20 protein-coding genes and 7 pseudogenes are annotated in these 25,696 nt (G+C 57.7%); 14 read left to right on the forward strand and 13 right to left on the reverse strand.

The features are described 5' to 3' along the window. The first annotated feature begins 60 nt into the window (after nt 1-60). Nucleotides 61-1,173, forward strand: a complete 1,113-nt coding sequence (locus AC1MEE_RS05200) for a CapA family protein (protein ID WP_480414239.1) — start codon at nt 61-63, stop codon at nt 1,171-1,173. A 47-nt stretch (nt 1,174-1,220) separates the two neighbouring features. Here AC1MEE_RS05200 and AC1MEE_RS05205 read toward each other — a convergent pair whose 3' ends face one another. Continuing rightward, nucleotides 1,221-1,925 (reverse strand): murein L,D-transpeptidase catalytic domain family protein, encoded by a 705-nt coding sequence (locus tag AC1MEE_RS05205; RefSeq protein WP_480414240.1) that lies wholly within the window; start codon nt 1,923-1,925, stop codon nt 1,221-1,223. An 82-nt stretch (nt 1,926-2,007) separates the two neighbouring features. On the opposite strand from AC1MEE_RS05205, the gene AC1MEE_RS05210 reads away from it, so the two are divergent. Continuing rightward, nucleotides 2,008-3,765, forward strand: a complete 1,758-nt coding sequence (locus AC1MEE_RS05210) for a L,D-transpeptidase family protein (RefSeq protein WP_480414241.1) — start codon at nt 2,008-2,010, stop codon at nt 3,763-3,765. Nucleotides 3,766-3,842: 77 nt separating this feature from the next. Here the strand turns inward: AC1MEE_RS05210 and AC1MEE_RS05215 are convergent, their stop codons facing one another. Further along, entirely contained in the window at nt 3,843-4,421 is a 579-nt protein-coding gene (locus AC1MEE_RS05215) for a DUF4337 domain-containing protein (RefSeq protein ID WP_480414243.1), read from the reverse strand. A 246-nt stretch (nt 4,422-4,667) separates the two neighbouring features. On the opposite strand from AC1MEE_RS05215, the gene AC1MEE_RS05220 reads away from it, so the two are divergent. The 8 genes and pseudogenes from AC1MEE_RS05220 (at nt 4,668) to AC1MEE_RS05255 (ending at nt 12,123) form a co-directional block, all read left to right on the forward strand. After that, nucleotides 4,668-5,438 (forward strand): phytanoyl-CoA dioxygenase family protein, encoded by a 771-nt coding sequence (locus AC1MEE_RS05220; RefSeq protein WP_480416156.1) that lies wholly within the window; start codon nt 4,668-4,670, stop codon nt 5,436-5,438. A 4-nt stretch (nt 5,439-5,442) separates the two neighbouring features. Next, nucleotides 5,443-5,532, forward strand: a pseudogene (locus tag AC1MEE_RS05225) (DNA adenine methylase); the annotation flags it as partial. Between the two features lie 304 nt (nt 5,533-5,836). Continuing rightward, nucleotides 5,837-6,757, forward strand: a pseudogene (locus tag AC1MEE_RS05230) (PAS domain-containing protein); the annotation flags it as partial. After that, nucleotides 6,755-8,380 (forward strand): annotated as a pseudogene (locus tag AC1MEE_RS05235) (PAS domain-containing sensor histidine kinase); the annotation flags it as partial. The pseudogenes AC1MEE_RS05230 and AC1MEE_RS05235, both read left to right, overlap by 3 nt. Before the next feature lie 87 nt (nt 8,381-8,467). Beyond that, nucleotides 8,468-9,184: pseudogene (locus AC1MEE_RS05240) on the forward strand (response regulator); the annotation flags it as partial. Nucleotides 9,185-9,196: 12 nt separating this feature from the next. Next, on the forward strand, nt 9,197-9,574 hold the full coding sequence (locus tag AC1MEE_RS05245; protein WP_480414245.1) for a response regulator: 378 nt from the start codon (nt 9,197-9,199) through the stop codon (nt 9,572-9,574). Further along, nucleotides 9,571-11,658, forward strand: a pseudogene (locus tag AC1MEE_RS05250) (putative bifunctional diguanylate cyclase/phosphodiesterase); the annotation flags it as partial. The gene AC1MEE_RS05245 and the pseudogene AC1MEE_RS05250, both read left to right, overlap by 4 nt. A 42-nt stretch (nt 11,659-11,700) precedes the next feature. Further along, nucleotides 11,701-12,123 (forward strand): response regulator, encoded by a 423-nt coding sequence (locus AC1MEE_RS05255; RefSeq protein ID WP_480416157.1) that lies wholly within the window; start codon nt 11,701-11,703, stop codon nt 12,121-12,123. A gap of 8 nt (nt 12,124-12,131) precedes the next feature. Here AC1MEE_RS05255 and AC1MEE_RS05260 read toward each other — a convergent pair whose 3' ends face one another. The 6 genes from AC1MEE_RS05260 to AC1MEE_RS05285 all read right to left on the reverse strand — a co-directional run bounded on the left by AC1MEE_RS05260 (nt 12,132) and on the right by AC1MEE_RS05285 (nt 17,341). Beyond that, nucleotides 12,132-13,040 (reverse strand): MurR/RpiR family transcriptional regulator, encoded by a 909-nt coding sequence (locus AC1MEE_RS05260; RefSeq protein WP_480414246.1) that lies wholly within the window; start codon nt 13,038-13,040, stop codon nt 12,132-12,134. A gap of 121 nt (nt 13,041-13,161) precedes the next feature. Next, nucleotides 13,162-13,926: an ABC transporter ATP-binding protein gene (locus tag AC1MEE_RS05265; RefSeq protein ID WP_480414248.1), complete on the reverse strand. Its 765-nt coding sequence runs from the start codon at nt 13,924-13,926 to the stop codon at nt 13,162-13,164. 17 nt (nt 13,927-13,943) lie between these two features. Then, nucleotides 13,944-15,056 carry a succinylglutamate desuccinylase/aspartoacylase family protein gene (locus AC1MEE_RS05270; RefSeq protein ID WP_480414250.1) on the reverse strand — a complete coding sequence of 371 codons (1,113 nt, stop codon included), beginning with the start codon at nt 15,054-15,056 and terminating at the stop codon, nt 13,944-13,946. Nucleotides 15,057-15,065: 9 nt separating this feature from the next. Beyond that, nucleotides 15,066-15,764 carry an ABC transporter permease gene (locus AC1MEE_RS05275; protein WP_480414252.1) on the reverse strand — a complete coding sequence of 233 codons (699 nt, stop codon included), beginning with the start codon at nt 15,762-15,764 and terminating at the stop codon, nt 15,066-15,068. A gap of 16 nt (nt 15,765-15,780) precedes the next feature. Continuing rightward, nucleotides 15,781-16,470, reverse strand: a complete 690-nt coding sequence (locus AC1MEE_RS05280) for an ABC transporter permease (RefSeq protein WP_480414254.1) — start codon at nt 16,468-16,470, stop codon at nt 15,781-15,783. A 94-nt stretch (nt 16,471-16,564) separates the two neighbouring features. Further along, nucleotides 16,565-17,341: an ABC transporter substrate-binding protein gene (locus AC1MEE_RS05285; protein ID WP_480414255.1), complete on the reverse strand. Its 777-nt coding sequence runs from the start codon at nt 17,339-17,341 to the stop codon at nt 16,565-16,567. A 387-nt stretch (nt 17,342-17,728) separates the two neighbouring features. Between AC1MEE_RS05285 and AC1MEE_RS05290 the strand changes: the two are divergent. Next, nucleotides 17,729-18,415: pseudogene (locus AC1MEE_RS05290) on the forward strand (PAS domain-containing protein); the annotation flags it as partial. Nucleotides 18,416-18,517: 102 nt separating this feature from the next. After that, nucleotides 18,518-18,955, forward strand: a pseudogene (locus AC1MEE_RS05295) (methyl-accepting chemotaxis protein); the annotation flags it as partial. Nucleotides 18,956-19,012: 57 nt separating this feature from the next. On the opposite strand, the gene AC1MEE_RS05300 reads toward AC1MEE_RS05295, so the two are convergent. The 5 genes from AC1MEE_RS05300 to AC1MEE_RS05320 form a co-directional block, all read right to left on the reverse strand. Further along, nucleotides 19,013-19,252 (reverse strand): hypothetical protein, encoded by a 240-nt coding sequence (locus AC1MEE_RS05300; protein ID WP_480414257.1) that lies wholly within the window; start codon nt 19,250-19,252, stop codon nt 19,013-19,015. 56 nt (nt 19,253-19,308) lie between these two features. Then, nucleotides 19,309-19,659, reverse strand: coding sequence for a hypothetical protein (locus AC1MEE_RS05305; RefSeq protein WP_480414259.1), 351 nt, complete (start codon nt 19,657-19,659; stop codon nt 19,309-19,311). An 87-nt stretch (nt 19,660-19,746) separates the two neighbouring features. Further along, on the reverse strand, nt 19,747-20,451 hold the full coding sequence (locus AC1MEE_RS05310; protein WP_480414260.1) for a YoaK family protein: 705 nt from the start codon (nt 20,449-20,451) through the stop codon (nt 19,747-19,749). A gap of 217 nt (nt 20,452-20,668) precedes the next feature. Beyond that, nucleotides 20,669-22,021 carry an OprD family outer membrane porin gene (locus AC1MEE_RS05315; protein ID WP_480414263.1) on the reverse strand — a complete coding sequence of 451 codons (1,353 nt, stop codon included), beginning with the start codon at nt 22,019-22,021 and terminating at the stop codon, nt 20,669-20,671. Nucleotides 22,022-22,396: 375 nt separating this feature from the next. Then, nucleotides 22,397-23,650, reverse strand: coding sequence for an NRAMP family divalent metal transporter (locus AC1MEE_RS05320; protein WP_480414265.1), 1,254 nt, complete (start codon nt 23,648-23,650; stop codon nt 22,397-22,399). A 273-nt stretch (nt 23,651-23,923) separates the two neighbouring features. On the opposite strand from AC1MEE_RS05320, the gene AC1MEE_RS05325 reads away from it, so the two are divergent. After that, a complete protein-coding gene (locus AC1MEE_RS05325; RefSeq protein WP_480414267.1) occupies nt 23,924-24,205 on the forward strand; it encodes a DUF3303 domain-containing protein in 282 nt (93 codons plus the stop codon). Between the two features lie 288 nt (nt 24,206-24,493). Then, entirely contained in the window at nt 24,494-25,642 is a 1,149-nt protein-coding gene (yiaY, locus tag AC1MEE_RS05330) for an L-threonine dehydrogenase (RefSeq protein WP_480414269.1), read from the forward strand. Nucleotides 25,643-25,696: the final 54 nt, after the last annotated feature.

Below are 25,696 nucleotides of genomic sequence, written 5' to 3' on the forward strand. Positions count from 1 at the left end.
GCAGGTGAGCTAATTGGGGGCTGTCCCCGGTTTACGTTATTCACGATCTGGGAGGGCGCCATGGCAGCTGTTACCGATACGCTGAAGCTGTTTCTCGCCGGCGACGTCATGACCGCCCGCGGCATTGACTCAGTACTGCCGCATCCTGGCGATCCGCGGCTTTACGAAGCTTACGTCAAGAATGCCGGCGATTACGTCCGGCTGGCAGAAAGACTCAATGGCTTGATTCCCCGCCCAGTCGATTTCACCTATGTCTGGGGCGCTGCGCTGGATGAGTTCGAACTTCACCAGCCACACGCACGCATCATCAATCTGGAAACTGCGGTGTCCCGCCGCGGACGACCGGAGCAAAAGGGCATCAATTACCGCATGAGCCCGGAGAACTTCCCGGCCATCAGCGCAGCCGGCATCGACTGCTGCGTGCTGGCCAACAACCATGTGCTGGACTGGGGGGCAGCCGGCCTGGCCGATACGCTAGAGACCCTATCGAGCAACGGTATGTGCAGCGCCGGCGCCGGGCACAACCGGCAATCTGCCGAAGCGCCCGCCGTGCTGCCGCAGCTTGGCGGGCGGCGCTTGTTGGTGTTTGGCCTCGGCGCACCCGACAGCGGCATTCCGCCGGACTGGGCCGCCACGGATAGACGCGCGGGCGTCGCGCGGCTGGAGGATCTGTCGATGCAAAGCCTGCGCCCTGTGGCCAAACGGATTCTCGAGGGCAAAAATCAGGGGGATCTGGTGATCGCTTCCATTCACTGGGGCGGCAACTGGGGGTTCGATATCCCGCGGGAGCAGGTCCGGTTCGCCCATGCCTTGATCGACGAGGCCGGAGTTGACTTGGTGCACGGGCATTCCTCGCACCACGTCAAGGGCATCGAGGTGTACCGCGAACGCCTGATTCTCTATGGCTGCGGTGATCTCCTGAGCGATTACGAAGGCATCGAGGACCACACAGCCTTTCGCGGCGACCTGGGGTTTCTATACTTTGCCTCGTTGGACCCGGGCGGGCAGCTGCAGTCGCTGGACCTGATACCCACCCGCCTCCGTCGCTTTCGCATCTGTCGCGCCGAAGGGGATGACCGTCAATGGCTGCACGACACCCTTTCTCGCGAGTGCGCACGCTGGGGCAGCAGCATCCAGCTGGGCGCGAAAAATGCCTTCGAGTTGCGTTGGTAGGAGCGTCTGGACACGACTAAAGTAACCGCTCCACAAACCCCCACCCTTTAAAAGCCTGTCATCGGTTTGGATGCATCAGCCACGCTGGAGCTATCGCAATTTATAAACGACGACGAGTTCAGCCAGCGCTGATCAGGATAATAAGAAAATAGTAACTGGCCATCTTTCATTGAGTCGATGAGTTGATGAGCAATGGCAGGGCGTACGGCGGGGCAACCTAAACTTCTACCAATACGGCCATTCAACCGCGCCATATCGCGACTGACATAGGGTGCCCCGTGGATGACAATCGCTCGGTCGAGTGCATGATCGTTGAAACCAGGCTCCAATCCCTCCATGCGCAAGGAATAACCGTTATGACCGAGATAGGTCGAACGCGTCCGATATAACCCAAGGCTGGTGGCCATGCTTTCATTCTGGTTGGAAAATTGGCTGGCCATATTTTCGCCGCTGTTCCGGCCGTGCGCGACCAGTTCGTGAAAAAGTAATGTGCGGTGTTGCAGGTCAAAAACCCACAGTCGCTGCTCGGTTGAGGGAAGAGAATAATCAATCACTGCGAGCCTTTGGGCAGGTACTGTGCCTTGCGCCAACCTGCACTGCGACGCACGTACGGCCAACGCGATAACTTTGGCGTTAGCGTCTGGTGCCGCTTTGACCAGCGCGGCCTCAAGCGAATCGGCGTAGGCTGCTTCTACAGAAATGGACATCAGGAGCATGGCTGCCATTAAAAAGCCAAAGCGGTCCAGCGTCATGTGCGTGATCTCATCACTATTCATACGAGTCTAGCAGTGTGACGGATGCTAGCTCTCATGTACGGAAAATTAAGGATTGTCCATGCGGCAGCGATCAAATTTATCCATGTTAAGCCGCGTCTTTTTTATGGGACTCCTGATAGGCCACTCAGCGACAGCACAGTCTTCGCCTATTTTGTTGACGACTCCATCACCCAGCGCCATTGACGTTGCGCCAGCCAACGCCGTCGCACAGGCGATCCAGGCAATTCTCGCCCCCGGGGGCTCAACTTCTTCCCCTCTACTCGCCGCCTCACCGCGTCACCAACGCGTGGATGTCAATCGTGCGGTAATCGATTTTTATGCTCAGCGAAGCTTCCGTCCTGCCTGGACCGACGATAGCGACGCAGCCCAGCTGTTGAAAAGCCTGAACAATACTCAGGCAGACGGTCTGGACCCTCGTGATTTCCGCATTGATGATCTGGCCAGGGCCGAAGCGTCGATGCACGCAACGGCGCCAACCCCCGCACAACGCGCGACGTTTGATATAGCTGCCACCCATACTTACATTACGGCGCTGCTCCAGTTGCGGCGCGGCAAAGTCGACCCCTCTCGTCTGGAAATACATTGGAACTTCGATCCAATCGACGTCGATCCTCGTGAAGACGTCAAAGGCTTTTTCGACGCAATCGAAACCCATGCCGTAGCGCGCGCGTTCGATCAAGCGCCGCCACAAAATGCGATTTACGGCAGGTTACGACAGGGGTTAGCGCAACTGCGCAGGGTTCGAGACAGCGGCGGCTGGCCGCGGATTGCCGCAGGGCAGGTTCTCAAGCCAGGCGTGGCCGACGTCTCAGTGGCGGTGTTGCGAGCCCGTTTGAGTGCCGGTGGTTATCTGGACGCACAAATGGCAACAGGGATTGACTACGACGAAACCGTTACAGCTGCGGTTAAAAAATTTCAAACCGAGCAATACCTTCCGGTGGACGGCGCCGTGGGTGGGGCGACACTTGCGGCGTTGAATATACCGATAGAGGCGCGGATAGACCAAGTCCGAGTGAATATGGAGCGGGCGCGTTGGCTACTGTATAAGCTTCAGGGAACTTTCGTGGTCGTTGACATCGCCGGGTACAAGGTCGCGCTTTATCGCAACGGTAAGGCTATATGGCGCTCTCGTGTACAGGTCGGTAAACCCTTCCGCAGCACACCGGTATTTCAATCCGAGATTACTTACATAACGTTCAATCCTACCTGGACAGTTCCACCGACGATTCTCAACAGTGATATTCTGCCCAAGGTGTTAAAGAATCCTCATTACCTTGACGCAAACCTTATTCGAGTCCTTGACAAGCAAGGGGCTGTCGTCGATCCGTCGACCATCGATTGGCACAACCCGCACGGCATCACGCTCCGTCAGGATGCTGGCCCTGACAACTCTCTCGGCCAGGTTGTCATTCGGTTTCCAAATGACTATGCGGTTTATCTCCACGACACGCCTCATCGAGACTTGTTCGCTCAATCACGCCGTGCCACCAGTTCAGGCTGCATCAGGGTCGAAAACCCGCTTCAGTTGGTAGAACTGTTGTTCAACGACCCGATTCGTTGGAGTGCCGCCGCGATTCAGGCGAAGTTAGCCAACGGTAAGACAGAAAATATCAGTCTCCCCGTAAAAGTGCCTGTGTTGTTAGCCTATTGGACAGTGGATCTGAGTGATGATGGTCGAGTGGCTTTTAAACCCGACGTGTACGGGCACGATTACGCAGTGCTGCGGGCGCTGAATTTACCTTCAGAACTGTCCATTTTAGATTTGCCGCGAGCAGGATTTCCTTCTGTGGCGACGAGGCAAAGCAAGGGGCAGTAGCGCAATGAAAAAGCCCGGCGCTGGGCCGGGCTCTCAAATTTACATATCAACCTGGCGTATCGGGGAGCCTCGTCTACTTAGATATGTAACCACGCCAGCGTGCCCAGCAGTACACTGACTCCAGCCGCACTGTATGCCACCCTTTTTAGCCACTCCTTGCGCGTCAGCAAGGTAATCGCCGCCAGCGAAATAGCAATCTGAATCGCCGTCATCGCCTGCGCCCAGCGGTGATGTTGATGCAATGCTAATTCCGACTTTTCATCCCACTCGCGAGCTTCCACCTCGAGTGCTTCGGCTTTCTGCCGCACCACTTCTTTTTCACTTTTATAGCGCTGTACCTCCGCGCTGTAATGCGCGGCATCGAGGCCGGGGATATGGACCGCCAGTTCAGACAGGTTTTGTCGGCTGGATTTGGCCTGGTAGTAATTCCACTGGTTGGAGGCTTCTGTTTTCTTGATCGCGGCGTTGTTTTTGTCCATTGCCGCTTCGCTCTCAGTGGAGCCGGTTTGATAGCTGAGCAAGGCGCCTATGGTCGCCATGATCGCCGTCATCACGGCTATCTTGCTGCCGAAACTGTCGCCGCGGGCATGGGCGTGCTCGGTGACGTGTTCCAGATGACGTTCGTGCGGGCTGGGGACTTCGAAGTCTTCAGACATGGACTTTGATCTTTGGGAGTGAAGAAGTATCGAAGTGTAAAGGTAGTGATCGCCGAAGGCGCTATATCAATTGATCGCCATCGAGGTTTCCCTACAACACCAAGAGCCCGCGCCAGGGAGCGAGGTCGGTGAGCGGTGAACGGGTGGGGGACGCAAGGGCAAGGCTAGAAAACCGTGTCCCCTTTCCTCGCACCGTGCGCCGTGCAAGTATGCGTGGAGTCATCCGCGCTTGCCGGGGTGCATGCCATGGACACCACCGAACTTTCGCCAATACTGACCGCCAATCGTCTGCAGGCCCTGCATAGAGAAGGTTTCGTCCTGTTGTCTGGGGTGCTGGATGGCGCTCAGATCGAAACGCTGCGCGACGCCATCGACCGCCTCAAGCCCCAGCACTGGGACTACAGCGGCCTGCTCGACCACTACAAGTGCGTGTTCAACCGCGACCCGCTGTGGCTGCCGTTTCTCGACCTGCCCGGGATCATCGAGCTGGCCGAAGCGGCCCTCGGCGACGATTGCCACCTCATTGGCCAGACCGCCTGGCGCTGCCATCCCGGTTTCGTCGGCCTCGCACTGCATCTGGACTATCTGGTGATGGAACTGCCACAAAGCCTGCTGGCCGATCCTACCTTCACGTTGCCGATGCAGATCTGCACCGCGCACCTCTACCTCGACGATATTGACGCCGATCTCTGCCCCACTCGGGTGATCCCCGGCAGCCACCGAGCCGGACGGCCGCCCGCCGTCGGTGAAAGTCAGTGGCAGGGTCTTACTGCGCAGGTGGTGCTGTGCCGGGCTGGCGACGTGCTGATGTTTCGCAGCGAACTGTGGCACGCAGGCGGCAGCAACCGGACCCTCGACCGCACGCGCTACCTGTTGCAGCTGCACTACGGCAGGCGCATGGTGGCGCAGAAGTTCGCACCATACCTGCACTGGCGTTTCAACCCCGCTGTGCTGGCGGCCGCCACACCGCGACAACGGCGCCTGCTGGGAGAACACCAGGAAGCCGAATACGACTGACCAGATGGGCGGTCGCCTTATCTCTTTCTTTTCAGCGCATGAATGCTACGTTGAAATATTCGCTGGCGGAACGGCCCTCTACTTTATACGCCCCCTGTTAGTGCTTCTGTAAACTCAATGTCCGGTCTATTTTACTTTTCAGAAAAAGTTGATCGCAAAATACACAATTAAACCCATTTATTACGCTTCTAGCGTATTTGCATGCTTTCCAATGATTAATTAATACGTACCGCATCGCCTCTGCTACGCTTTGTTCGACCCCTCTCCTCTTTGCCGTCGGCCTGTTCTTGTTTCAGTGCTGATCGGCGTCAATCTGTGAGCCTGCTCTGCAGTTATGGCGCGTACCCTTCGGGTAAAGCGCTACCGACTGAATATGCAACATTCGCATGGACGCAACAATGCATACGACCGGTTTTGGCAGTGGTTCTCATGATCGGCTTGATGGCAACACTGAGTTTAGGCGCCAGGAAAATTTGCTGAAGACGGGTGCCTTGCGGGACGCCATTTTCAACAGTGCCTATTTCTCCAGTATCGCCACGGATGAAAAAGGTGTGATCCAGATCTTCAATGTCGGTGCCGAGCGCATGTTGGGCTATACGGCGCTCGATGTGTTTAACCGGATCACGCCGGCTGACATCTCGGATCCGCAAGAAATGATCGCCCGGGCGGCCGCCATGAGCCTGGAACTGGGTACACCGATTACCCCAGGTTTCGAGGCCTTGGTATTCAAAGCTTCGCGCGGGATCGAAGACATTTACGAGCTGACCTATATCCGCAAGGATGGCAGCCGCTTCCCGGCGGTGGTGTCCGTCACGGCACTGCGTGATGATCACAATTCCATCATTGGCTATCTGCTGATCGGCACCGACAACACTGCGCGCAAGCAAGCGGAAGAGGCGCTGCTCAAGGCGGGCGCGCTGCAGAGCGCGATCTTCAATAGCGCCAATTTTTCGAGCATTGCCACGGACGCCAAGGGTGTGATCCAGATTTTCAACGTCGGCGCCGAACGGATGCTGGGCTACACGGCTGCCGAAGTGATGAACAAGATCACACCGGCCGACATTTCCGATCCACAGGAGGTGATCGCACGCGCCAAAGCGCTCAGCGTGGAGCTCGATACCGTCATTAATCCCGGCTTTGAGGCGCTGGTGTTCAAGGCCTCGCGCGGGATCGAGGACATCTACGAGCTGACTTACTTTCGCAAGGACGGCAGCCGCTTTCCCGCCGTCGTGTCCGTCACGGCGTTGCGCGACGATCAAAACGCGATCATCGGCTATTTGCTGATAGGCACCGATAACACTGCGCGCAAGCACGCGGAAGAGGCGCTGCTCAAGGCGGGCGCTCTGCAGAGAGCGATCTTCAACAGCGCCAATTTTTCGAGCATCGCCACGGACGCGAAAGGTGTGATCCAGATTTTCAATGTCGGCGCCGAGCGCATGCTGGGCTACACGGCCGTCGAAGTGATGAACAAGATCACACCGGCCGACATTTCCGATCCTCAGGAAGTGATTGCACGCGCTCAGGCCCTGAGTCTGGAACTGGATACGCCCATCACACCAGGCTTTGAGGCGCTGGTGTTCAAGGCCTCGCGCGGCATTGAGGACATATACGAGCTGACTTATGTCCGCAAGGATGGCAGCCGGTTCCCCGCCATCGTATCGGTCACTGCGCTACGCGATGCCTATGACGACATCATCGGTTATTTGTTGATCGGCACTGACAACACGGCGCGCAAGCAAGTCGAGGCAGCCCAGGCGCTGCTCGACCAGCGCTTGCGCGACCAGCAGTTCTACACCCGCTCGCTGATCGAATCGAATATCGACGCGCTCATGATGACCGACCCGCAGGGCATCATCTCGGACGTGAACCAACAGATGATGGCGCTCACAGGGCGTACCCGCGATGAACTGATCGGCGCGCCCTGCAAGAACTTTTTTACCGATCCGGTACGGGCCGACGCCGCTATCAAACGCGTGCTGACCGAAAACAAGGTGAGTAACTACGAACTGACTGTGCGCGCCCAGAACGGGGACGAAACGGTGGTGTCCTATAACGCCGCGATCTTCCACGACCGCGACCGTACGCTGCAAGGCGTATTCGCGGCGGCGCGCGACGTCACAGAGCGCAAACGTTTCGAACACACGCTGGAAGACAAGAACATCGAGCTTGAACGCGCCAGCCGGATGAAATCGGAGTTCCTGGCCACCATGTCGCACGAATTGCGTACGCCGCTCAACGCGATCATCGGTTTTTCCGAAGCGCTCAAAGATGGCTTGATGGGCCAGACCACGGAGCTCCAACACGAATACATCGACGATATTTTCACCAGCGGCCAGCACCTGCTCTCGCTGATCAACGACATTCTGGATCTATCGAAGGTTGAAGCCGGCATGATGGCGCTTGAGCTGGAGGCGGTCGACTTGAATAGCCTGCTGTCCAACAGCCTGACGATCGTACGGGAAAAGGCGGCGGCCCAGCATATTGCGCTTGAACTGCAGATCGAGGAAGACTTGGGCGTGCCCCAGTTGGACATGCGCAAGACCAAGCAGATCGTCTACAACCTGCTGAGCAATGCCGTCAAATTCAGCGCCAACGGCGGCCCGGTGATCTTGCGGGCGCGACGGGTTCCACGCAGTGTCGTTGGCACGCTGGTGGGCGCCTGGCCCGTGCACAGCTTCCCCCTGGCCGACAACGAATATAACGACTTTCTGGAGATCTGCGTCAGCGACAGCGGCATCGGCATTTCCCAGGACAATATGGCGAAACTGTTCCAGGCGTTCAGCCAGATCGACAGCAGCCTCGCGCGCAAATTCGAGGGCACCGGTCTCGGCCTGGCGATGGTCAGGCAACTGGCCGAGCTGCAAGGTGGGGCGGTGGCGGTGGCCAGCCTTGAGGGCGAAGGCTCGCGTTTCGCTGCCTGGTTGCCGCTGCGTACTCCGGCACAAGGAACGCGTGCTGCGCAGCGCAACGCCGGTCCTGCGGTCCTGGCAAGCGCCGGACCGAGCGAACGTCTGGCCCTGGTCGTCGAGGACAACGACCAGGCCGCCGATCTGGCGCGCCTGCTGCTCGAAGCCGAGGGGTTTACTGTCTTGCGTGCTGCCAGTGCCGAGGCCGCCTTGCTGATGGCACCACAGCAAACACTCAGCTTGATCACCCTCGATATTCGTTTGCCCGGTATCGACGGTTGGGAGTTTCTCCAGCTCATACGCGAAAACAGCACACTGGCCCAGGTGCCGGTGGTCATTGTCGCCGACACCAATCTGGCACTCGCCGGTGGCGCCGCCGCCGTCCTGCAAAAGCCCCTCAGCCGCGCCCAGCTGAGAGTCTCGCTGGGCAACCTGGGCCTGCATCCGGCGCCCGAGCACACCCGCACGGTACTGGTCGTGGACGACGATCCCAAGGCCGTCGAGGTGATTGCCGGGTTCTTGCCGGCGCCTGCCTATGTGGTGGTGCGCGCGTATGGCGGCACCGAAGCGATCACGCTGGCACAGCGCGTTCGCCCGGATTTGATCTTGCTCGATTTGATGATGCCGGGCGTGAACGGTTTTGATGTGGTGGAAGCACTGCGGCTCAATTCCGATACGGCGTGCATCCCCATCCTGGTCGTGACAGCCAAGCAAGTCTCGGCACAGGACCGGGGGGTGCTCGGCAGCAGTTCGGATCAGCTTGTCCACATTGTCGAGAAGGCCGGGTTCAACCAGGTCCGATTCATTGCCGAGGTCCGGCGCGCGTTGCTGCCACACTAGGGAAGGCGTCATATGGCCAAAGTATTAGTCGTAGAAGACAACGCAGCGAACATGAAGCTGGCATCCCTGTTGTTACGCAACGCCGGTCATACGGTGTTGTGTGCCGCTGATGCCGAGACCGGTTTGACCACGGCGCGTACCGATTTGCCCGATCTGATCCTGATGGATATCCAGCTACCTGGCATGGACGGGTTGGCGGCGACGGCCCTGCTGAAACAAGATCCTGCCACTGCTGCCATCCCCGTCATTGCGCTGACCGCGATGGCAATGAAGGAGGATGAGGAGAAGAGCAAGATAGCCGGGTGCGACGCCTATATTGCCAAACCATTGCGTTACCAGGATTTGTACGCGGCAATCGATGCGCTTTTGCTCAATGGGGAATTCTCATGAGTGCTGCTGTCGCTCCGACCATCCTGATTGTCGATGATGAAGCGCAAAATCGCAGGCTGCTGGCGGTGCTGCTGCGGCCCGAAGGTTATCTCACCTCCACCGCCGCCAGTGGCGAAGAGGCGCTGGCATCGATCTCACAGTGCGCACCGGACTTGATTTTGCTCGACATCATGATGCCGGGCATCGACGGCTGCCAGGTAGCCAGCATTCTGAAGGCCAACCCGGCCACCTCGAATATTCCGATCATCATAGTGACTGCACACATAGAACGCAGTGCTCGACTGGCCTGCCTCAACGCGGGGGCGGAAGACTTTTTGACGAAACCTGTCGACCGCGCCGAATTATGGCTGAGAGTGCGCAATCTGTTGCGTTTGAAAGCATTTGGCGATCTGCAGAACCATAGCTCCAACCTGGAACAACTGGTGCTGGCGCGCACGGTTGACTTGCGGCGCTTCCGGACGGCGATGGACGCCACCGCTGACGCAATCCTGTTGGTCAGCCGCACCACAATGCGCTATGTCGAAGTCAATGCGACAGCCTGCGATATGCTCGGCTACACGCGAGCGGAAATGTTCATGATCGGGCCGGCGGAGTTGGATGCTAAGCCGGAGCAGTTGGAGAGCTTGTACGATGGCATCATCGAAAGCCTCGCCAGCAAGGAGCTGACTCAAGCCCAGTTGCGGCGCAAAGATGGCACCTATGTGCAGGTAGAAGTGCATCACCAGGCTCTGCTCTCTGGTATGGACTGGATCATTGTCGCCGTGGTGCGCGACATTACCGAGCGCAAGGAAGCGGAGAAACGTCTGCAGCATCAAGCGCATCACGATGCGCTCACCGGCCTGCCGAACCGCACGCTGTTCTATGAGACGCTGAAGAAGACTTTGGCAATGGCAGACGACAATGGATGGGTGATTGCCGTCCTGTTCATCGACCTGGATCACTTCAAGAACGTCAACGACACGCTAGGCCACGCAATCGGCGATGAGTTGCTGGTCCAGTTCAGCGATCGGCTGATCCAGTGCGTGCGCATCCGCGATACCATCGGGCGCCTGGGCGGCGACGAGTTTGCCCTGATTCTGGTGATGCAGGAGGGGCAGCAAGGCGCCGTGCCGGTCGCCAAGAAGATCCGCGAGGTACTGCGCGCGCCCTTCCAGCTGCAGGGCCACGAGGTCAGCATGACTGCCAGTATCGGCATCACGATCCATCCCGAGGACGCCTCCGACCCCGACACCTTGATCAAGTATGCGGATACGGCGATGTACCGGGCCAAGCATGCTGGACGTGACACCTACCGTTTCTTTACGGCGCAAATGAATGCCGACGTGCTGGCCCGACTCAACCTGGAAACGGCCTTGCGCAAGGCTGTTGAGAATGAAGAGTTCGTTTTGTACTACCAGCCCAAGGTGCAACTCAGTAGTGGCCGCATAGTCGGTTTCGAAGCGCTGCTGCGCTGGCAACGGCCAGAACACGGGATGGTGCCGCCGAATGAATTCATCCCGCTATTGGAGGAGACCGGGTTAATCGTGCGCGTGGGCAGTTGGGTCATTGCTACGGTCTGCAAGCAAATAGGCTTATGGCTCCACTCCACGATCGGCGCGGTACAAGTATCGGTGAACGTGTCCGGGCGCCAATTCGTTGAAGGTGACCTGGAAGGGGACGTTATCAGAGCGCTCGACGACAACGGTATCTCGGCTGATCTGCTGGAGCTGGAACTGACAGAGACCTCGTTGATGGCGAACACCGAGCGCACGATCGGCAGCTTGCGCAATCTGAAGAGTCGAGGCGTGCAGATTTCCATCGATGATTTCGGAACCGGCTATTCCAGCCTGGCGTATTTGCGCCGTTTCCCTATCGATAAACTGAAAATCGACATCGCCTTCATCCGTGAGTTGACGACCAGCCCTGACGATGCGGCCATTGTGCTGGCCATCATCCACATGGCCCATAGCTTGAAGCTCGATGTGATCGCGGAAGGCGTCGAGTCGGCTGCACAAATGATGTACTTGCGATGCCACCATTGCGACTACATCCAGGGTTTCTATTTCAGCCCGCCGCTGCCGTTGGCACACGTGGAGAAAATGCTACGTGATGAACAGCATTTGCTGCTACCTGCTGGCTCTCCGCATATGCCGCACAAGACATTGCTGTTGGTAGACAATGAACCCCAGGCATTGGCCTCCTTGCAACGCTTGCTGCGCCAGGATGGCTACCATATTTTGGCGGCACGGTCGGCCGCCGAGGGTTTTGATTTGCTGGCACTCAATCAGGTGCAGGTCGTCCTGTGCAACCAGCGCTTGCCCATCATGAACGGTGCGGTGTTCCTCGACCGGGTCAAGGAACTGTATCCCGATGCATTCCGGATATTGTCTGGATACACCGACCTGGAATCAATCATGGAGGCAATGAATCGTGGTGCGATTTATCGCTTCTATACCAAGCCGTGGGACAACACGCTGTTGCGCGACAACGTGCGCGACGCCTTCCGCAATTACTTCCTGTTGCAGGATATTTTCGGTGATGTGTCGAGGGCGCCAATAGCAAATCAATGAAGTCGAGCTCACTTTTTCGCGGGTTTATGGCTGGCTGGCATGTGCAGGTAAGCCATCACGCTTTCAGTGAGTTCGGTCGCCAGTTTTACCGCTTCTTTATTGCGCGCCATCACCCCGGCGACCAATCCTTCGATCAACGCGAGGACTGCGATATTGGAGCTGGTCAATACCGGGTGGTCGGCGGGGGCGAACAGCACGTGTTTGGCAATGTTGGTCAGGGGGGACGCGGGGGAGTCGGTGATCGCCAGCACCGTGGCGCCACGCTCATTGGCGAATCGCGCAAGTTGCAGGGTGTCGAGCGAGTACCGCGGTAGCGAGATGGCCAGCAATATGTCCTGATCGGTGATCGCCGCCAGGCGATAAGCGGCGTTTTCGTTGCCGCCCTCCATGCTGATAGCCGTGGCGTCGGCACAGAAGGGCATGAGCGTCGAGGCGGCCAGGCCGGCCAGGTAGGCACTGTTGCCAAAGCCCAGGATATAAATCTTGCGCGCTTTGGTCAGGCACGTGACGAAGGCTTCAAAGGTATCGGCATGGTTGTTGGTGCCGGCGGTACCGAGGTTGCTGGTGGCAATCTGGATTTGTTCATGCAGGCCAAACGCGCCACCGGGGCGATGCGCCAGCTCGTTACGCAGTTTGTCGACCGGGGAAACCATTTGCTGCAAGGTGGCCACCAACTCGGCCTTCATGCCAGTGTAACCACCCAGGTTCATGGCCTTGGCCAAGCGATTGACGGCCGCTGGCGAGGTGGACGTTTCCTGGGCCAGTTCCTCGATGGTCAAGGTGGCGGCCCTCAGCGGATGACGCAGGATAAAGTCCGCCACCTTGCGCAGTGATGGCTGCAAATCGGAGACGATTTCCGCCAGCTTGCGCATCACCGGTGCTGCATAGACAGTCGTGTTTTTCGATGGGGTAGGCATATCCGGCTCAACATTTTCTGATGGGTAGAGGAGGGGGTGTGCCTGCTGCCCTGGCAAAAGGTGGGCTGAAGTGTATCCGAAGCCGACCGTTGGCGTGTTCGTCAACGGCCGGTGTGAGGGGTTATTTCAAGCTTCCGGCAAGGAACTGCTGGAGGCGCTCGGACTGTGGTTTGATCAGCACTTCACGCGGGTTGCCGCGTTCTTCGACCCGACCTTGGTGGATGAACACCAACTGGTTGGACACCTCGCGCGCAAAACCCATTTCATGGGTCACTACCACCATGGTGCGGCCTTCCTGGGCAAGGTCCTGCATGACTTTAAGTACTTCGCCTACCAGCTCCGGGTCGAGTGCCGAAGTCGGCTCGTCGAACAGCATCACTTCCGGCTCCATGGCCAGCGCGCGGGCAATTGCCACACGTTGCTGCTCGCCGCCGGACATGTGCGCCGGATAGGCATCCTTGCGGTGCGCGACACCGACCTTGTTCAAGTAGTGCTCGGCCTTGTCCTGGGCGTCTTTCTTGCTCATGCCCAGGACATGCACCGGGGCTTCCATGACGTTTTCAAGGGCGCTCATGTGTGCCCACAGATTGAAGTGCTGGAACACCATCGCCAGGCGTGAGCGCATGCGCTGCAACTGCTTGGGATCGGCGGCCTTGAGCCCCCCGAGTTTGTTGGCCGCTAGCTTGAGCTGTTCGCCATTGAGCAGAATCCGGCCTTCGTTGGGTTGCTCCAGCAGGTTGATGCAGCGCAGGAAGGTGCTTTTGCCCGAGCCACTGGAGCCGATGATGCTGATCACGTCACCGGCTTTCGCCTCCAGGGACACGCCCTTGAGCACTTCGTGAGTACCGTAACGCTTGTGTAGATCCTGGATTTCAAGTTTGTACATGGTTGTCGTTCTCTGAATCAGTCGCTGAGCAAGCGACCTTGGCGAATAGGGGTACTACCGGCCACCTTGGCCAGCCATAAACCGGGCTGGGCAAAGCGCAGGCGTTCACGGGCATAGAGGATGCCGTCGGTGCTGGCCTGCACCACGCTGTGACGATCGGTCAGTGGGTCGATCACCTCGAACAGCGGATCACCGACCTTGACCTGAGCCCCCAGCGGTTGCAGAAAACTCACCACGCCAGGGTGGGGTGCATAGGCGTACTGTGCTCCGGCGAACGGCGTGGCTTCACAGCAGGTCGGCGGAGCAGCGGGCCAGTCACCGCTGATCAGGCCCTGGTCGGCCAGAAAACCGAGAATGTCGTTGGCGCTCTCAATGCATTGCTCGCGCCCGGTGTCGGCCATGCCGCGCAGCTCAATCGTGGTGGCCAGGCAGGCCAGCGGAATATTGGCTTCAGGGAAGCGTTCGGCCAGCTGCAGCCAAGGCATCGCGCAGGCTTCATCGAAGGCATTGCCGCCCGCATCCTCGGCCAGCAGTGCCGCGCCGGCACCCAGGCGAGCGGCCAATGAACGCAGGCGCGGCCAGTTTTGCGGCAGGGCGTAGAGCAGCATGATCGACTCGAAGTCACAGTGCAGGTCCAGGACCACATCGGCATCGCAGGCGTGCTGCAACAGCAGGCGGCGCAGGCCATCGAGTTCCGATCCGGGGGCGGGCAGGGCTGCGAGGGCATCGCCCATGGCGCGGCGAATGAGCGCGATATTGGCGCTCGCATCTTCGCCCAGTTGACCTTTCACATAGGGCGCCACAGCTTCGGCGAGCACCGGGAAATCGCGGTTGAAGTTCTGCCCGCTTGAGAACTCGAAGCGGCCCTGATGGGTGGCCTGGAACATTTGCGCAAGCCCGATCGGATTGGCCACTGGCACCAGCTCGATGACCCCGCTCAGGCGGCCTTGCTCTTCCAGTTCCAGCAGGCGGCGCTTGAGTTCGACCGCGACGCGCATGCCCGGCAACTCGTCGGCATGCAACGAGGCCTGGATATAAGCCTTGCGTGACCCACTGCCAAAACGAAACAGCGACAAGTGTCGTTCGGTACCCATGGCACTCCAGGGCAGGAGGTATTGAATCTGCTTCATAGGATTTCCTTAATGCTTGCGGGGTGCCAGATACGCCAGCCAGTGGCGCTCGGCCCGCTTGAACAGACGCACCAGAATGAAGGTGAGGACCAGATAGATGACGCCCGCGGTGATGAAAGCCTCGAACGGCATATAGAATCGCGCGCTGATCGTGCGTGCAGCCCCGGTGATGTCGACCAGGGTGACGATGGACACCAGGCTGGTGGTCTGCAGCATCATGAGCACTTCATTGCTGTACTGCGGCAGCGCACGGCGCAAGGCCGAGGGCAGGAGAATGCGGCGGTACAGGGTGACGCGAGACATGCCCATGGCCTTGGCCGCTTCGATCTCGCCATGGGCCGTGGCCTTCAGGCTGCCGGCGAGGAGTTCCGCACTGTAGGCACTGGTATTGATCGCAAAAGCCAGGCAAGCACAAAAGGTCGCGCTGGATAAATAGGGCCAGAGTGCGCTTTCACGCACGGCTTCGAACTGCGCCAGGCCGTAATAGATGAGGAACAATTGCACCAGCATGGGCGTGCCGCGTATCACATAGGTGTAAAGCCAGGCCGGGAAGCTCAGCAGGGGCGACCTGGAGACCCGCATCAGCGCCAAAGGAATCGCCAACATCAGGCCGCATGCCAGGGAGATCAGAAGCACCTTCAGGGTCAGCAAGGCACCGCCAAGATACATCGGCAGGCTTGCCCAGATTACGTTGTAGTCAAAGATCATACATTCGCTCCCGTGTTCACAGATCGGCGGCTTTGATGCCGACCGAGTAGTGCTTTTCCAGGTAACGCAGAGCCAGCAACGACAGGCTGGTCAGCACCAGATAAAGCCCCGCGACCGCGAGGAAAAAGGTAAAGGGCTCACGGGTTGCATCCGCTGCGTTCTTGGCCTTGAACATCATGTCTTGCAGGCCGATCACCGAGATCAGTGCGGTGGATTTGATCAACACCAGCCAATTGTTGGTGAACCCGGGAATGGCGAAACGAATCATCTGCGGCACCAGGATCCGCCAGAACACCTGCAGGCCTTTCATGCCATAGGCCGCACCGGCTTCGCCCTGACCCTTGGGGATCGCCATAAAGGCGCCGCGAAAGGTTTCCGAGAGATAGGCGCCGAAGATAAACCCCATGGTGCAGACACCGGCGATAAATGGATTGATATCGATGTAGTGGGTGTAGCCAACCAGCGGTGCAATGCGGTTCACCAGATCCTGGCCGCCGTAGAAAATCAGCAGGATCAACACCAGGTCAGGGATGCCGCGAATAAGCGTTGTGTAACCTTCGCCCAGCAGCGCCAGCCACTTCAGCGGCGACAGACGAAATGCTGCACCGATAAGGCCGAGAGCGATGGCCAGTGCCATGGACGTCAGGGCCAGGTGCAGGGTGAGCCAGGCGCCATCGAGGATGGTCGATCCGTAGCCGTGGAGCATGATGAAGTTCCTCACGCGATGCGCCGGAAGGCGCACCGGACAACGAAAAAGAGGCGCCTCGGATCAAGAGGCGCCAGCGTTACGCAAAGGCGGTTTACTTGCCGTAGATATCGAATGCGAAGTACTTGGCCTGCACGGCCTGATACTTGCCATTGTCCCGGATCGCATCGATGGCGGCGTTGAAGCGCGCAGCGTTCTCGCTATCGCCTTTGCGCACGGCAATCCCGGCGCCCCTGCCGAAATATTTCGGGTCGTTGATATCCGGGCCTACCAGTGCGAAATCTTTGCCCAAAGGCGTTTTGATAAAGCTTTCGTTGGTGTTGACGATGTCTGCCAGGGTGGCATCCAGGCGACCAGAGGCAAGGTCAAGGAAGGCTTCATTCTGCGCGGCATAACGCACCACCTCGATCCCGGCTTTCTCGAGCTGATCGGTGGCGAAGCGGTCGTACGTGGAAGCGCGTTGCACGCCGACTTTCTTGCCTTTGAGATCCACCAGCGGATCGTGGATCACGCTGCCGGCCTTCATCGCAAACTTGCCAGGGGTTTGATAGTACTTCTTGCTGAAGTCGACGGACTTCAGGCGGTCTTCGGTGATCGACATCGACGACAGCACAGCATCGATCTTGTGCACTTTGAGCGATGGGATCAGGCCGTCGAATTCCTGTTCGACCCATTGGCATTTGATCTTCATCTGTTCACACAGGGCATTGCCGATGTCGTAGTCGAAACCGCTGATGTTGCCTTCCGGGGTCTTGAAGGCAAAGGGTGGGTAGGCGGATTCGATACCGATACGCAGGGTATCTTCGTCCGCGTGGGCCAGGATGCTGGAGGCGCAGAGCGCCAGGGCGCCTAGAAGTTTGATCTTGTTCATCTTATTGACTCCTTGGATGGGGCGTTTGGGTTGTCGAGGCGAGGTGGGTCGGTCTTGGTGATTTCGTTGTATCTATGATTGACACGTTTTATTTCACAAATCAAATTTATAAAAATATATGTGTCACATCGAGTTGTTCGAATTTCAGGCACGAGCCGCTCTGGCCCGACTGCTGTGGGTGAACATGGAGTGGCTGAAATTTATTTACTGGACTGGCCGCCAGAGCGCTTCAGAAAAGATGGGTATGGCCGATGGCAATGGCATAACGCCGCTATTTCACTGCTCATCGGTGCCATCATGTTCAACAAAAGCTTGAAGCAGGAGCTGTCCGCTCTTCGCGAAGAACTGTCCAGCCTCCAGCAGGTGAGGGATAGCCTGGAAAGGGAAATGCTCTCCTTCACCCTTGACCGTGATGGAAGGATCGAATCGGTCAATCAGAACTTCCTCCAGGAGATGCACTATCAAAGCAGCGCATTGCTCGGGCGTCACATCGAAGAGTTCGTGCCGGGTTACCTCAAAAACAATGAGTTTCAGCAGCGGTTTAAAAGCGCTCTGACGCGTGGCGAGCATTTCAGCGGTGCGCTTCGATTGTTAAGAGGCGATGGACGCGAAGCGTGGCTGCGTTCGATCCTGCAGCCGATTCGCGGGTCGAATGGCCAAGTGCTGCGGTTTTCGATCTACTCCGACAACTTGACTCGAACCATCGAGACCTCCCGCGAACACGAAAACCTGATCGGTGCGCTATTGCGCTCGACTGCGGTCATCGAGTTCAACCTGAACGGTGACGTGCTGAGTGCCAACGACCGTTTCCTCAATGCGATGGGCTATAGCCTCGAGCAGATCAAAGGCAAACATCACCGACTCTTCTGCGAACCGGGGGATTACAGCAGCCCGGAGTATCAGGCGTTCTGGGTACGATTGAACGCTGGCGAGTTCATTGCCGGCCGTTTCAAGCGGGTCGATAGCCACGGCCGGGTTGTCTGGCTGGAGGCCTCCTATAGCCCGGTGCTCGACGCCAACGAAAAGCTCTACAAAGTGGTCAAGTTCGCGACCGTGATTACCGACCAGGTCAATCAGGAGCAGGCAGTCGCCGAGGCGGCCAACATTGCCTACAGCACATCGCAGCAGACCGACAGCAGCGCCCAGCGAGGTACCGCCGTGGTCACTCAGGCGGTGGACGTCATGCGCAATCTGGCCAAGCACATGCAGCAGGCCGGCGAGGGTATCGAAGCCCTGAATGCACAGTCGCAGGTGATTGGTTCGATCGTAAAAACCATCAGCGGCATTGCCGAGCAAACCAACTTGCTGGCGCTCAACGCGGCGATCGAGGCAGCTCGGGCGGGTGAGCAAGGCCGCGGCTTTGCGGTGGTGGCGGACGAAGTCCGGCAGCTGGCTTCGCGAACCAGCAAGGCGACGGAAGAGATCGTTGGCGTTGTGCGCCAAAACCAGGACATGGCGCGCGATGCCGTGGCGCTCATGAGTGGTGGCAAACTCCAGGCCGAAGAAGGCCTGGCACTGGCATCCGAGGCGGGGACGGTGATTGTCGAGATTCAGGATGGTGCTCAGCGAGTCGTGAGCGCCGTGGGACAATTTGCCAATCAACTGTCGACCTAAGCGTCGACAGTCAGCCGCGTCCCCTATCTTGGTCTGTTCCCTGTTGCAGCCAGAAAGCTATTTCTTTTTGGCGCTGGCTTCTGCCGCAAGGCACTCAAGGGCAAACTGCTCGGTATAGGTCATCTGGATAGGGCTGGTGACCCCTTTGACGGTTCGTGAGCCATCAAGGATGTAGCGAATGCGTCGGTCAGTGACACCGATGCGCTTTGCAATCCATGCGGGTGTCTGTCCGATGCGCGTGACCAGTTTGTCGGCATATTCGGTGGAGGGATTGTAGAGTTCTGCGTTAGGGGTCATTTGACTTCCAGATAAAAATTAAGGCCGCGATGTTTTTGGCGGCGCCGTCATCTTTTTTAGAGACAGGTCGCCAGCGCGGCAAGCCTGCGTTCGGCAATCGAATTACTCAATGCGGTGTAGTAACTCACCGTCGTGCCGGACGCACTGCTCAGCACATCGACGAAATATTCCGAATCCCTTGTGTGGACCGTGAACCCGCCCTTGCTGCCCGGCTGTATATACGCAGCAGCGTCGACGCCAAAGACTGATTCATCCTGCCAGGCGAATTGAATGCATTGGGCAACGAGTTGGTCTTGTTTCTGGGATGAAAACGTTTTGTAAGGGGCTCCGGATCTGGCCTCAGTCATGCCCTGCGTCATGCACCCAGCCAGCAACCCCAAGGTCATGGCACCTATCAACATCCGCATGATGTTTCCTCATCCTGAAAATGCCGACTGTAACACTCGGCAGTGATGAAGCCATCCATCCCGGCCATTTCCGCCTGGCTAACGCCTTTATTTAGGCATGTAAGCCAGTTGCCAGCGGCGGGGGATCTTCAGTGAGGCAAACCCGAGAATCGCAGAAAACAAGCCGCTGGCCAGTAAGGCTTTCAGGCCCAGATGCTGTTCAAGCAGGGCACCGATCACCGCCCCGGCAAGCATACCGGTCCAGGGGATCAACTGAACCCGCCATCCATTCCTTCGTTCCCCAAGCATCCATCGGCCCAGTCCTCTGCCAAACCGTGAGAGGGCACCGGTCACGTAAGTGAGCCCGACGGGAAAGCCGTTCACCTGTTCAACGGCTGCGTTGAGCATGCCCATCGCAGTTATAGCCCCCAACAGCGCGGGCAACTGAGCATCAAGCGGCCAAGTCGCAGCGACGCAAAGCAGTGCGGCGACGGACAGCAGCAAGGGGAGGGCGCGTCGACCACTCATTCGGCTTACGACGACTCCCACCGCGTTGCCGGCGATAAAGGTGGCAACGAGGATAAGCAGCCGCAGTGTGAGTCCCAGGTCGCCGCTGCTGATGGCGACGGCCAGGCGGGTCGTGTTGCCGCTCATGAAGGAGACGAAATCCCCGGTTGCCATGAAGCCAATAGCATCCGTCATTCCGGCTAATACCGAGAGGCCAGCCACCAGGCTAAGACCAATGCGTCCTCGCCATTTCTGGGTGTGCCGCAGTCCGGGACTGGCATGACTTTTAAGTGGGGAAGGCAGCATCAGAATATCTTCACGTGCACGGATCCATGGGGCTGGACTCAGGGGGCGATCAAGATGTCGAGCTCGCTCGTAGCTCATCGCTTCGCTGAGTATGGGGTAAAGCCCATGGGATTTGTATTCGACGAATTCCTCTTTGCCCTTTGAAGGGCGCATACCCACGCGGGACGTGGGTATGCGTGATTACTTCATGCCGGCACCGTTCATGCCCGACCGAGTACTACCACAACGGTACGATATAACTCACATACAGGCGATTCTCATCCTGCTGGGTCTGCCCGGTAAGACTCGGATTGGCTTGGGCGTTCTTCCAGGTGACACCCAGCCCTTTCAATTTCCCCTCAGGCACGACGTAACTCAACGCCAGGTCGCGCTCCCATTCGCTATTACCCCCCTTGGCCACCCTGATCTGATCACCGTGGGCATACGTGGCCGCGAAGCCCAATCCGTTGATGCCCAACTGGCCGAAATCGTATTTGTACTGCGCAAGCCAGGTGCGCTCACCGGCGTGCTGGAATTTGTTCAATTGCAGGTTGGTCAACGCCGGGGTATCAGCGCCGGCCCCCGGTCCCTGGCGATCGGCACCGCTGTTCAGGCCTGAGTCCAGGTAGGGAAAGTCGCTTTCCCCGGTGTTCTTCTGGGCGCCCAGACCCAGGGTATGGCCGTCGAGGCTATAGCTTTCCATCAAACTGATGGTCGACTGATTGATCCGCCCTTTGTTCAGACCATTATCGAAGGAACCACTGGCTGCAAAGTCGCTGTCCCCCTCTGCGTTGCCGCCCACGCCCAGGCTGCGATAGGCACGAAAATCACTGAGCAGGCTACCGACCGGCAACGAGCTGGTGTGCTTGGCGCCGATGAAGGCCTGCTGATAGTAATCCTGCAGATTGGAGTACCACAGGCTCAGGGTGGTATCGGCCAGGCCCGTGTAATCGGCACCGCCATAGAGGAAGCGGTCGCTGAGCTTCGCCCCGCCGCCTGTGGTCATGTCACTGTCGTTGGTCTCATTGCGGATTTTCGTCCGGATGATGTCACCCGCGGTAAAGGTGAAGTCCGACACATCCTTGGAAACCAGTTGCACCCCGGTATTGGTCTGGTGGTACAGACGCCCATCGGTGTTGGCCAGCATCGGGTTGTTTTGATAGAGCGTGCCTATACGCAGCTCATCCTTGAGAAAGCGCATCTTGAAGGTAGGGCTCAGGACGCTGAAATCGTTAGCGGACTTTCCGTCATCCAGCGGGAACATGCTGCCCGGATAGCGGCTCTGGTGAGAGCTATTGTTCAGATCACCGCCGGAGTCGAGCTTGAGGCCATAAAAAGCCTCCAGATCCAGCCCAAAGCCAACGGCGCCTTCGGTGTAGCCGGACTTAAAGTTGAATTGAAAGCCCTGCCCCCAGTCGCGGTAGCTCTTGGCTTTGCTACTGCTGCCGACGACATCCCGACCCTGCTGGTTGAGATAGCGATTGAGGAGCGTCAGGTCGGCATGGCTGTCGTCGATAAAGTCCGCTTGAGCAGACAACATCACTCCGCCCAGCAAGGCACCGACTACAGGCCTGATTAATTTATGGGTCATCATGGGTCTCGTTTACAGGGGTATTCAACCTGCTGACTGAGTTTCCGGCCCGGCGCAATGGATCGGAACTTCAGCGGCAGAGCGACAGCGCCTGGTACGCTGCAAGCTGTTGACGCGCATTAAGAATCAACCCTGTGACAGTTGCATGACGACTTCCTTGTTTCATACATGAAATTAAATTTAGTGTTGCTCTGTTGCTGTCACTACAGCAGAGCAGTGGCGGTCCGTCTGTCAGGAGTGCCAATGTATTAAACTAAAGGAGAATAGATTTTTGCGATGAAAGTTGGACGGTAGTTAGTGGGGACTATTTAATGTGTCGCAGAGACTGCGACCACTTACATGATGTGTGCGCTACGGAGATGCTCAGGGCCCGGGTCAGGCAGGCCAGGTGACGAACATCGCGATTACGCAGACGCCCATGACGCCGGTCGTGAGCCAACCTACCCATCGCAGCCTTCTTGAGATAACAAACTGCCCCATGATTTTCGGGCGTACAGCCATCAGCATGATGACCACAAGAATAGGCACAGCGATCACGCCGTTGATCACAGCAGTCCAGAAAAGGGCTTTTATTGGATTGATGTGCAGAAAATTCATCGCAATACCGGCCAGGGTTGCGATCACTATCACTGCGTAAAATCCGCGTGCCTCTTGCGGCGTATGTTCTAGACCCGTAGTCCATCGGAAGGCTTCACCCAAACCATACGCGGCACTACCGGCGAGTACGGGGATGGCAAGTAACCCTGTGCCAATAATTCCCGCCGCGAACAGGGTGAATGCGAAGTTGCCCGCAATCGGGCGCAATGCCTCGGCGGCCTTGGCCGCGCTGTCGATATCATTGATCCCATGGGTATGAAGTGTCACGGCGGTGGTCAGTATGATGAAAAAGCCAACTAAATTGGATGCACCCATCCCTATCAGCGTGTCCAACTTGATACGGGCTAGTTGCTTCGGCGCTTCAGCCGGTGCTTGTTTAAGTGCATGTTGATCAGATGCGCCTTCTTCGTCCTCGACTTCCTGTGACGCTTGCCAGAAAAATAGATACGGACTGATCGTGGTACCAAATATAGCGACCACTGCGGTGATGTAGCTTGATTTGAGGGAAAACGCAGGCAATAACGTCTCACGGGCGACCTGTCCCCAGGGAATCTGAATGACCCAGATCGTTGCGACATAAGCGAAGAGCGCCAGCGTCAGCCATTTCAACACCTGGACATACCGATGGTAAGGTATGAAGACCTGAAGTGCGGCGGAGAAGATGCCGAATGCAGCGGTGTACACGCCGATCTGGCCACCCAGTAGCAGGTGAAGTGCTGCGCCCATGGCACCCAGATCCGCACCAATATTGATGGTGTTGGCGATCAGCAGTAATGCAACGATCGGATACAGCAGCCAACGGGGGTAATGCCGTTGCAGATTGCCGGCCACCCCATGGCCTGTGACGCGGCCAATGTTGGCGCAGATCACCTGGATGGACACCATTAGCGGGTATGAGAACACCATGGTCCACAGCATGCCGAACCCAAACTGGGCCCCCATCTGTGAGTAGGTACCAATGCCGCTAGGATCATCATCCGACGCGCCAGTGATCAATCCGGGGCCCAACGCGCGAACGATTTTTTTGAACATGTGGTTTCTTCCCTTTTTTATATCCGCATGGTTCGTTTGATAGGTGACGACGCAATACGTTCAGCTATTTATGCCTCCATTGCTTACGCGAATGCAGATGCAAGGAAAGAGGATCAGCGGTCATACGCAGGGTTCGGCAGACTGCTATTCCTTCCCATTGGAGAAGTCGTTCCAGGCCCGCAATATTACGGGTAGGGAACAGACGCGTGGCCGTGGCCGCGGTGCCAGCCTGGTGCGCGAAGAGAAGAGCAGGTGCCAATCAGGAGGTGGCAGATGTTATTCATTGTCCATTGGTCAATCAGTCCCGAACATCGTAATAGCGCAATCGAGCGTTTTCTCAAAACAGGCGCAGTTGCACCCGCAGGTGTGACCATGCTGGGACGCTGGCATGCCGTCGGACGCTCGGCCGGCTTTGGTATCGCAGAGGCCACTGATCTCACGCTGATACAAAAATGGGTGCTCGACTGGAATGACCTTCTCAATATGGAGGTTTACCCAGCGCTGACCGATGAGCAGTTAGCTCCGCTCATGGCGGCGGCGATCAGCAAGCAATAGTCTTCGCCCGAAAAAACAGCTGAGCAAAAAGGGACAGATTTAATTTCTCTGAATAAATCTGTCTCTTTTTTAACAAACCAGGCGCTTGCAACGTTTCCCTCCCTACTACTAAAGGCGGTGCCAGTAAAACCTAAAGGACCATTTAGGTTTGGCGTCGTTGCTTTAGGCTAAATCCCATAGTCAACCGATCCCGGTTGCGATGGCCATACAAGCCTCAGCAATTCTAAATATGAACAGAAGCCTCCCTCCACGCTGAGCTGAAGTGTCCAGAATAAAAGAGGATTTATCATGAGCAGCACGTTCTTTATTCCATCTGTGAACATGATGGGCATTGGCAGTCTTGACGAAGCGATGGTCGCCATCCGCAAATATGGTTTCCGTAAAGCCTTGATCGTCACTGACGCAGGCTTGGCCAAAGCCGGCGTGGCTGACAAGGTGGCCAAGCTTCTGGCCGAGCAGGACATCAACTCCACGCTCTTTGACGGTGCCAAACCCAATCCGACGGTCAGTAACGTCGAGAAAGGCCTTGAGCTGCTCAATCGCAGTGACTGTGATTTCATTATTTCCCTGGGCGGTGGTTCACCTCATGACTGCGCCAAGGGTATTGCTCTGTGTGCCGCCAACGGCGGTCACATCAGCGAATACGAAGGGGTGGATCAGTCCGCCAAACCACAAATGCCGCTGATCGCGATCAATACGACCGCTGGCACGGCGAGTGAAATGACGCGCTTCTGCATCATCACCGACGAGGTCCGTCATGTGAAAATGGCTATCGTCGACCGCAACGTCACCCCACTGTTGTCGGTCAACGATCCTTCGCTGATGGCGGCCATGCCCAAAGGTCTGACCGCCGCCACCGGCATGGACGCACTGACCCACGCTATCGAGGCCTACGTGTCCACTGCGGCGACGCCGATCACCGATGCCTGCGCACTCAAGGCCGTGGAATTGATTTCGGCCAACCTGCGCAACGCCGTTGCCAACGGTGGCGACATGAACGCTCGGGAAAATATGGCCTACGCGCAATTTCTTGCCGGCATGGCCTTCAACAACGCTTCGCTGGGCTATGTCCACGCCATGGCGCATCAACTGGGTGGCTTCTACGACCTGCCACACGGCGTCTGCAACGCGATCCTGCTGCCGCATGTCGAAAGCTTCAACGCCAGCATCTGCCCGGCCCGGCTCAAAGACGTCGCCACCGCCATGGGCATCGACACCCAGCACCTGGATGCGGAAAAAGGCGCCGCTGCGGCCATTGCCGCCATTCGCAAACTGTCTTCGGATGTTGGCATTCCGCGCGGCCTGGAAGAACTGGGCGTCAAGGTTGACGACATCCCGACCCTGGCTGCTAACGCCATGAAGGATGCCTGCGGCTTTACCAACCCGCGTACGGCCAGCCAGGACGAGATCGAGGAAATTTTCCGTACGGCGATGTAATAGCGGTGACATTGGCATAGCCAATCTTCACAGCAAGTCGATTAAAAAAAGCCT

The organism is Pseudomonas sp. ASL3, from assembly GCF_056680425.1.

What these genes read in the sequence shown, in the direction of transcription:
- yiaY (WP_480414269.1), top strand. Translation starts at nt 24,494, where the DNA reads ATGAGCAGCACGTTCTTTATTCCATCTGTGAACATGATGGGCATTGGC.
- AC1MEE_RS05310 (WP_480414260.1), bottom strand. Translation starts at nt 20,451, where the DNA reads ATGCTGCCTTCCCCACTTAAAAGTCATGCCAGTCCCGGACTGCGGCAC.
- AC1MEE_RS05210 (WP_480414241.1), top strand. Translation starts at nt 2,008, where the DNA reads ATGCGGCAGCGATCAAATTTATCCATGTTAAGCCGCGTCTTTTTTATG.
- AC1MEE_RS05285 (WP_480414255.1), bottom strand. Translation starts at nt 17,341, where the DNA reads ATGAACAAGATCAAACTTCTAGGCGCCCTGGCGCTCTGCGCCTCCAGC.
- AC1MEE_RS05200 (WP_480414239.1), top strand. Translation starts at nt 61, where the DNA reads ATGGCAGCTGTTACCGATACGCTGAAGCTGTTTCTCGCCGGCGACGTC.
- AC1MEE_RS05325 (WP_480414267.1), top strand. Translation starts at nt 23,924, where the DNA reads ATGTTATTCATTGTCCATTGGTCAATCAGTCCCGAACATCGTAATAGC.
- AC1MEE_RS05320 (WP_480414265.1), bottom strand. Translation starts at nt 23,650, where the DNA reads ATGTTCAAAAAAATCGTTCGCGCGTTGGGCCCCGGATTGATCACTGGC.
- AC1MEE_RS05215 (WP_480414243.1), bottom strand. Translation starts at nt 4,421, where the DNA reads ATGTCTGAAGACTTCGAAGTCCCCAGCCCGCACGAACGTCATCTGGAA.
- AC1MEE_RS05205 (WP_480414240.1), bottom strand. Translation starts at nt 1,925, where the DNA reads ATGACGCTGGACCGCTTTGGCTTTTTAATGGCAGCCATGCTCCTGATG.
- AC1MEE_RS05280 (WP_480414254.1), bottom strand. Translation starts at nt 16,470, where the DNA reads ATGCTCCACGGCTACGGATCGACCATCCTCGATGGCGCCTGGCTCACC.
- AC1MEE_RS05300 (WP_480414257.1), bottom strand. Translation starts at nt 19,252, where the DNA reads ATGACCCCTAACGCAGAACTCTACAATCCCTCCACCGAATATGCCGAC.
- AC1MEE_RS05305 (WP_480414259.1), bottom strand. Translation starts at nt 19,659, where the DNA reads ATGCGGATGTTGATAGGTGCCATGACCTTGGGGTTGCTGGCTGGGTGC.
- AC1MEE_RS05265 (WP_480414248.1), bottom strand. Translation starts at nt 13,926, where the DNA reads ATGTACAAACTTGAAATCCAGGATCTACACAAGCGTTACGGTACTCAC.
- AC1MEE_RS05270 (WP_480414250.1), bottom strand. Translation starts at nt 15,056, where the DNA reads ATGAAGCAGATTCAATACCTCCTGCCCTGGAGTGCCATGGGTACCGAA.
- AC1MEE_RS05315 (WP_480414263.1), bottom strand. Translation starts at nt 22,021, where the DNA reads ATGACCCATAAATTAATCAGGCCTGTAGTCGGTGCCTTGCTGGGCGGA.
- AC1MEE_RS05220 (WP_480416156.1), top strand. Translation starts at nt 4,668, where the DNA reads ATGGACACCACCGAACTTTCGCCAATACTGACCGCCAATCGTCTGCAG.
- AC1MEE_RS05255 (WP_480416157.1), top strand. Translation starts at nt 11,701, where the DNA reads ATGCCGCACAAGACATTGCTGTTGGTAGACAATGAACCCCAGGCATTG.
- AC1MEE_RS05245 (WP_480414245.1), top strand. Translation starts at nt 9,197, where the DNA reads ATGGCCAAAGTATTAGTCGTAGAAGACAACGCAGCGAACATGAAGCTG.
- AC1MEE_RS05260 (WP_480414246.1), bottom strand. Translation starts at nt 13,040, where the DNA reads ATGCCTACCCCATCGAAAAACACGACTGTCTATGCAGCACCGGTGATG.
- AC1MEE_RS05275 (WP_480414252.1), bottom strand. Translation starts at nt 15,764, where the DNA reads ATGATCTTTGACTACAACGTAATCTGGGCAAGCCTGCCGATGTATCTT.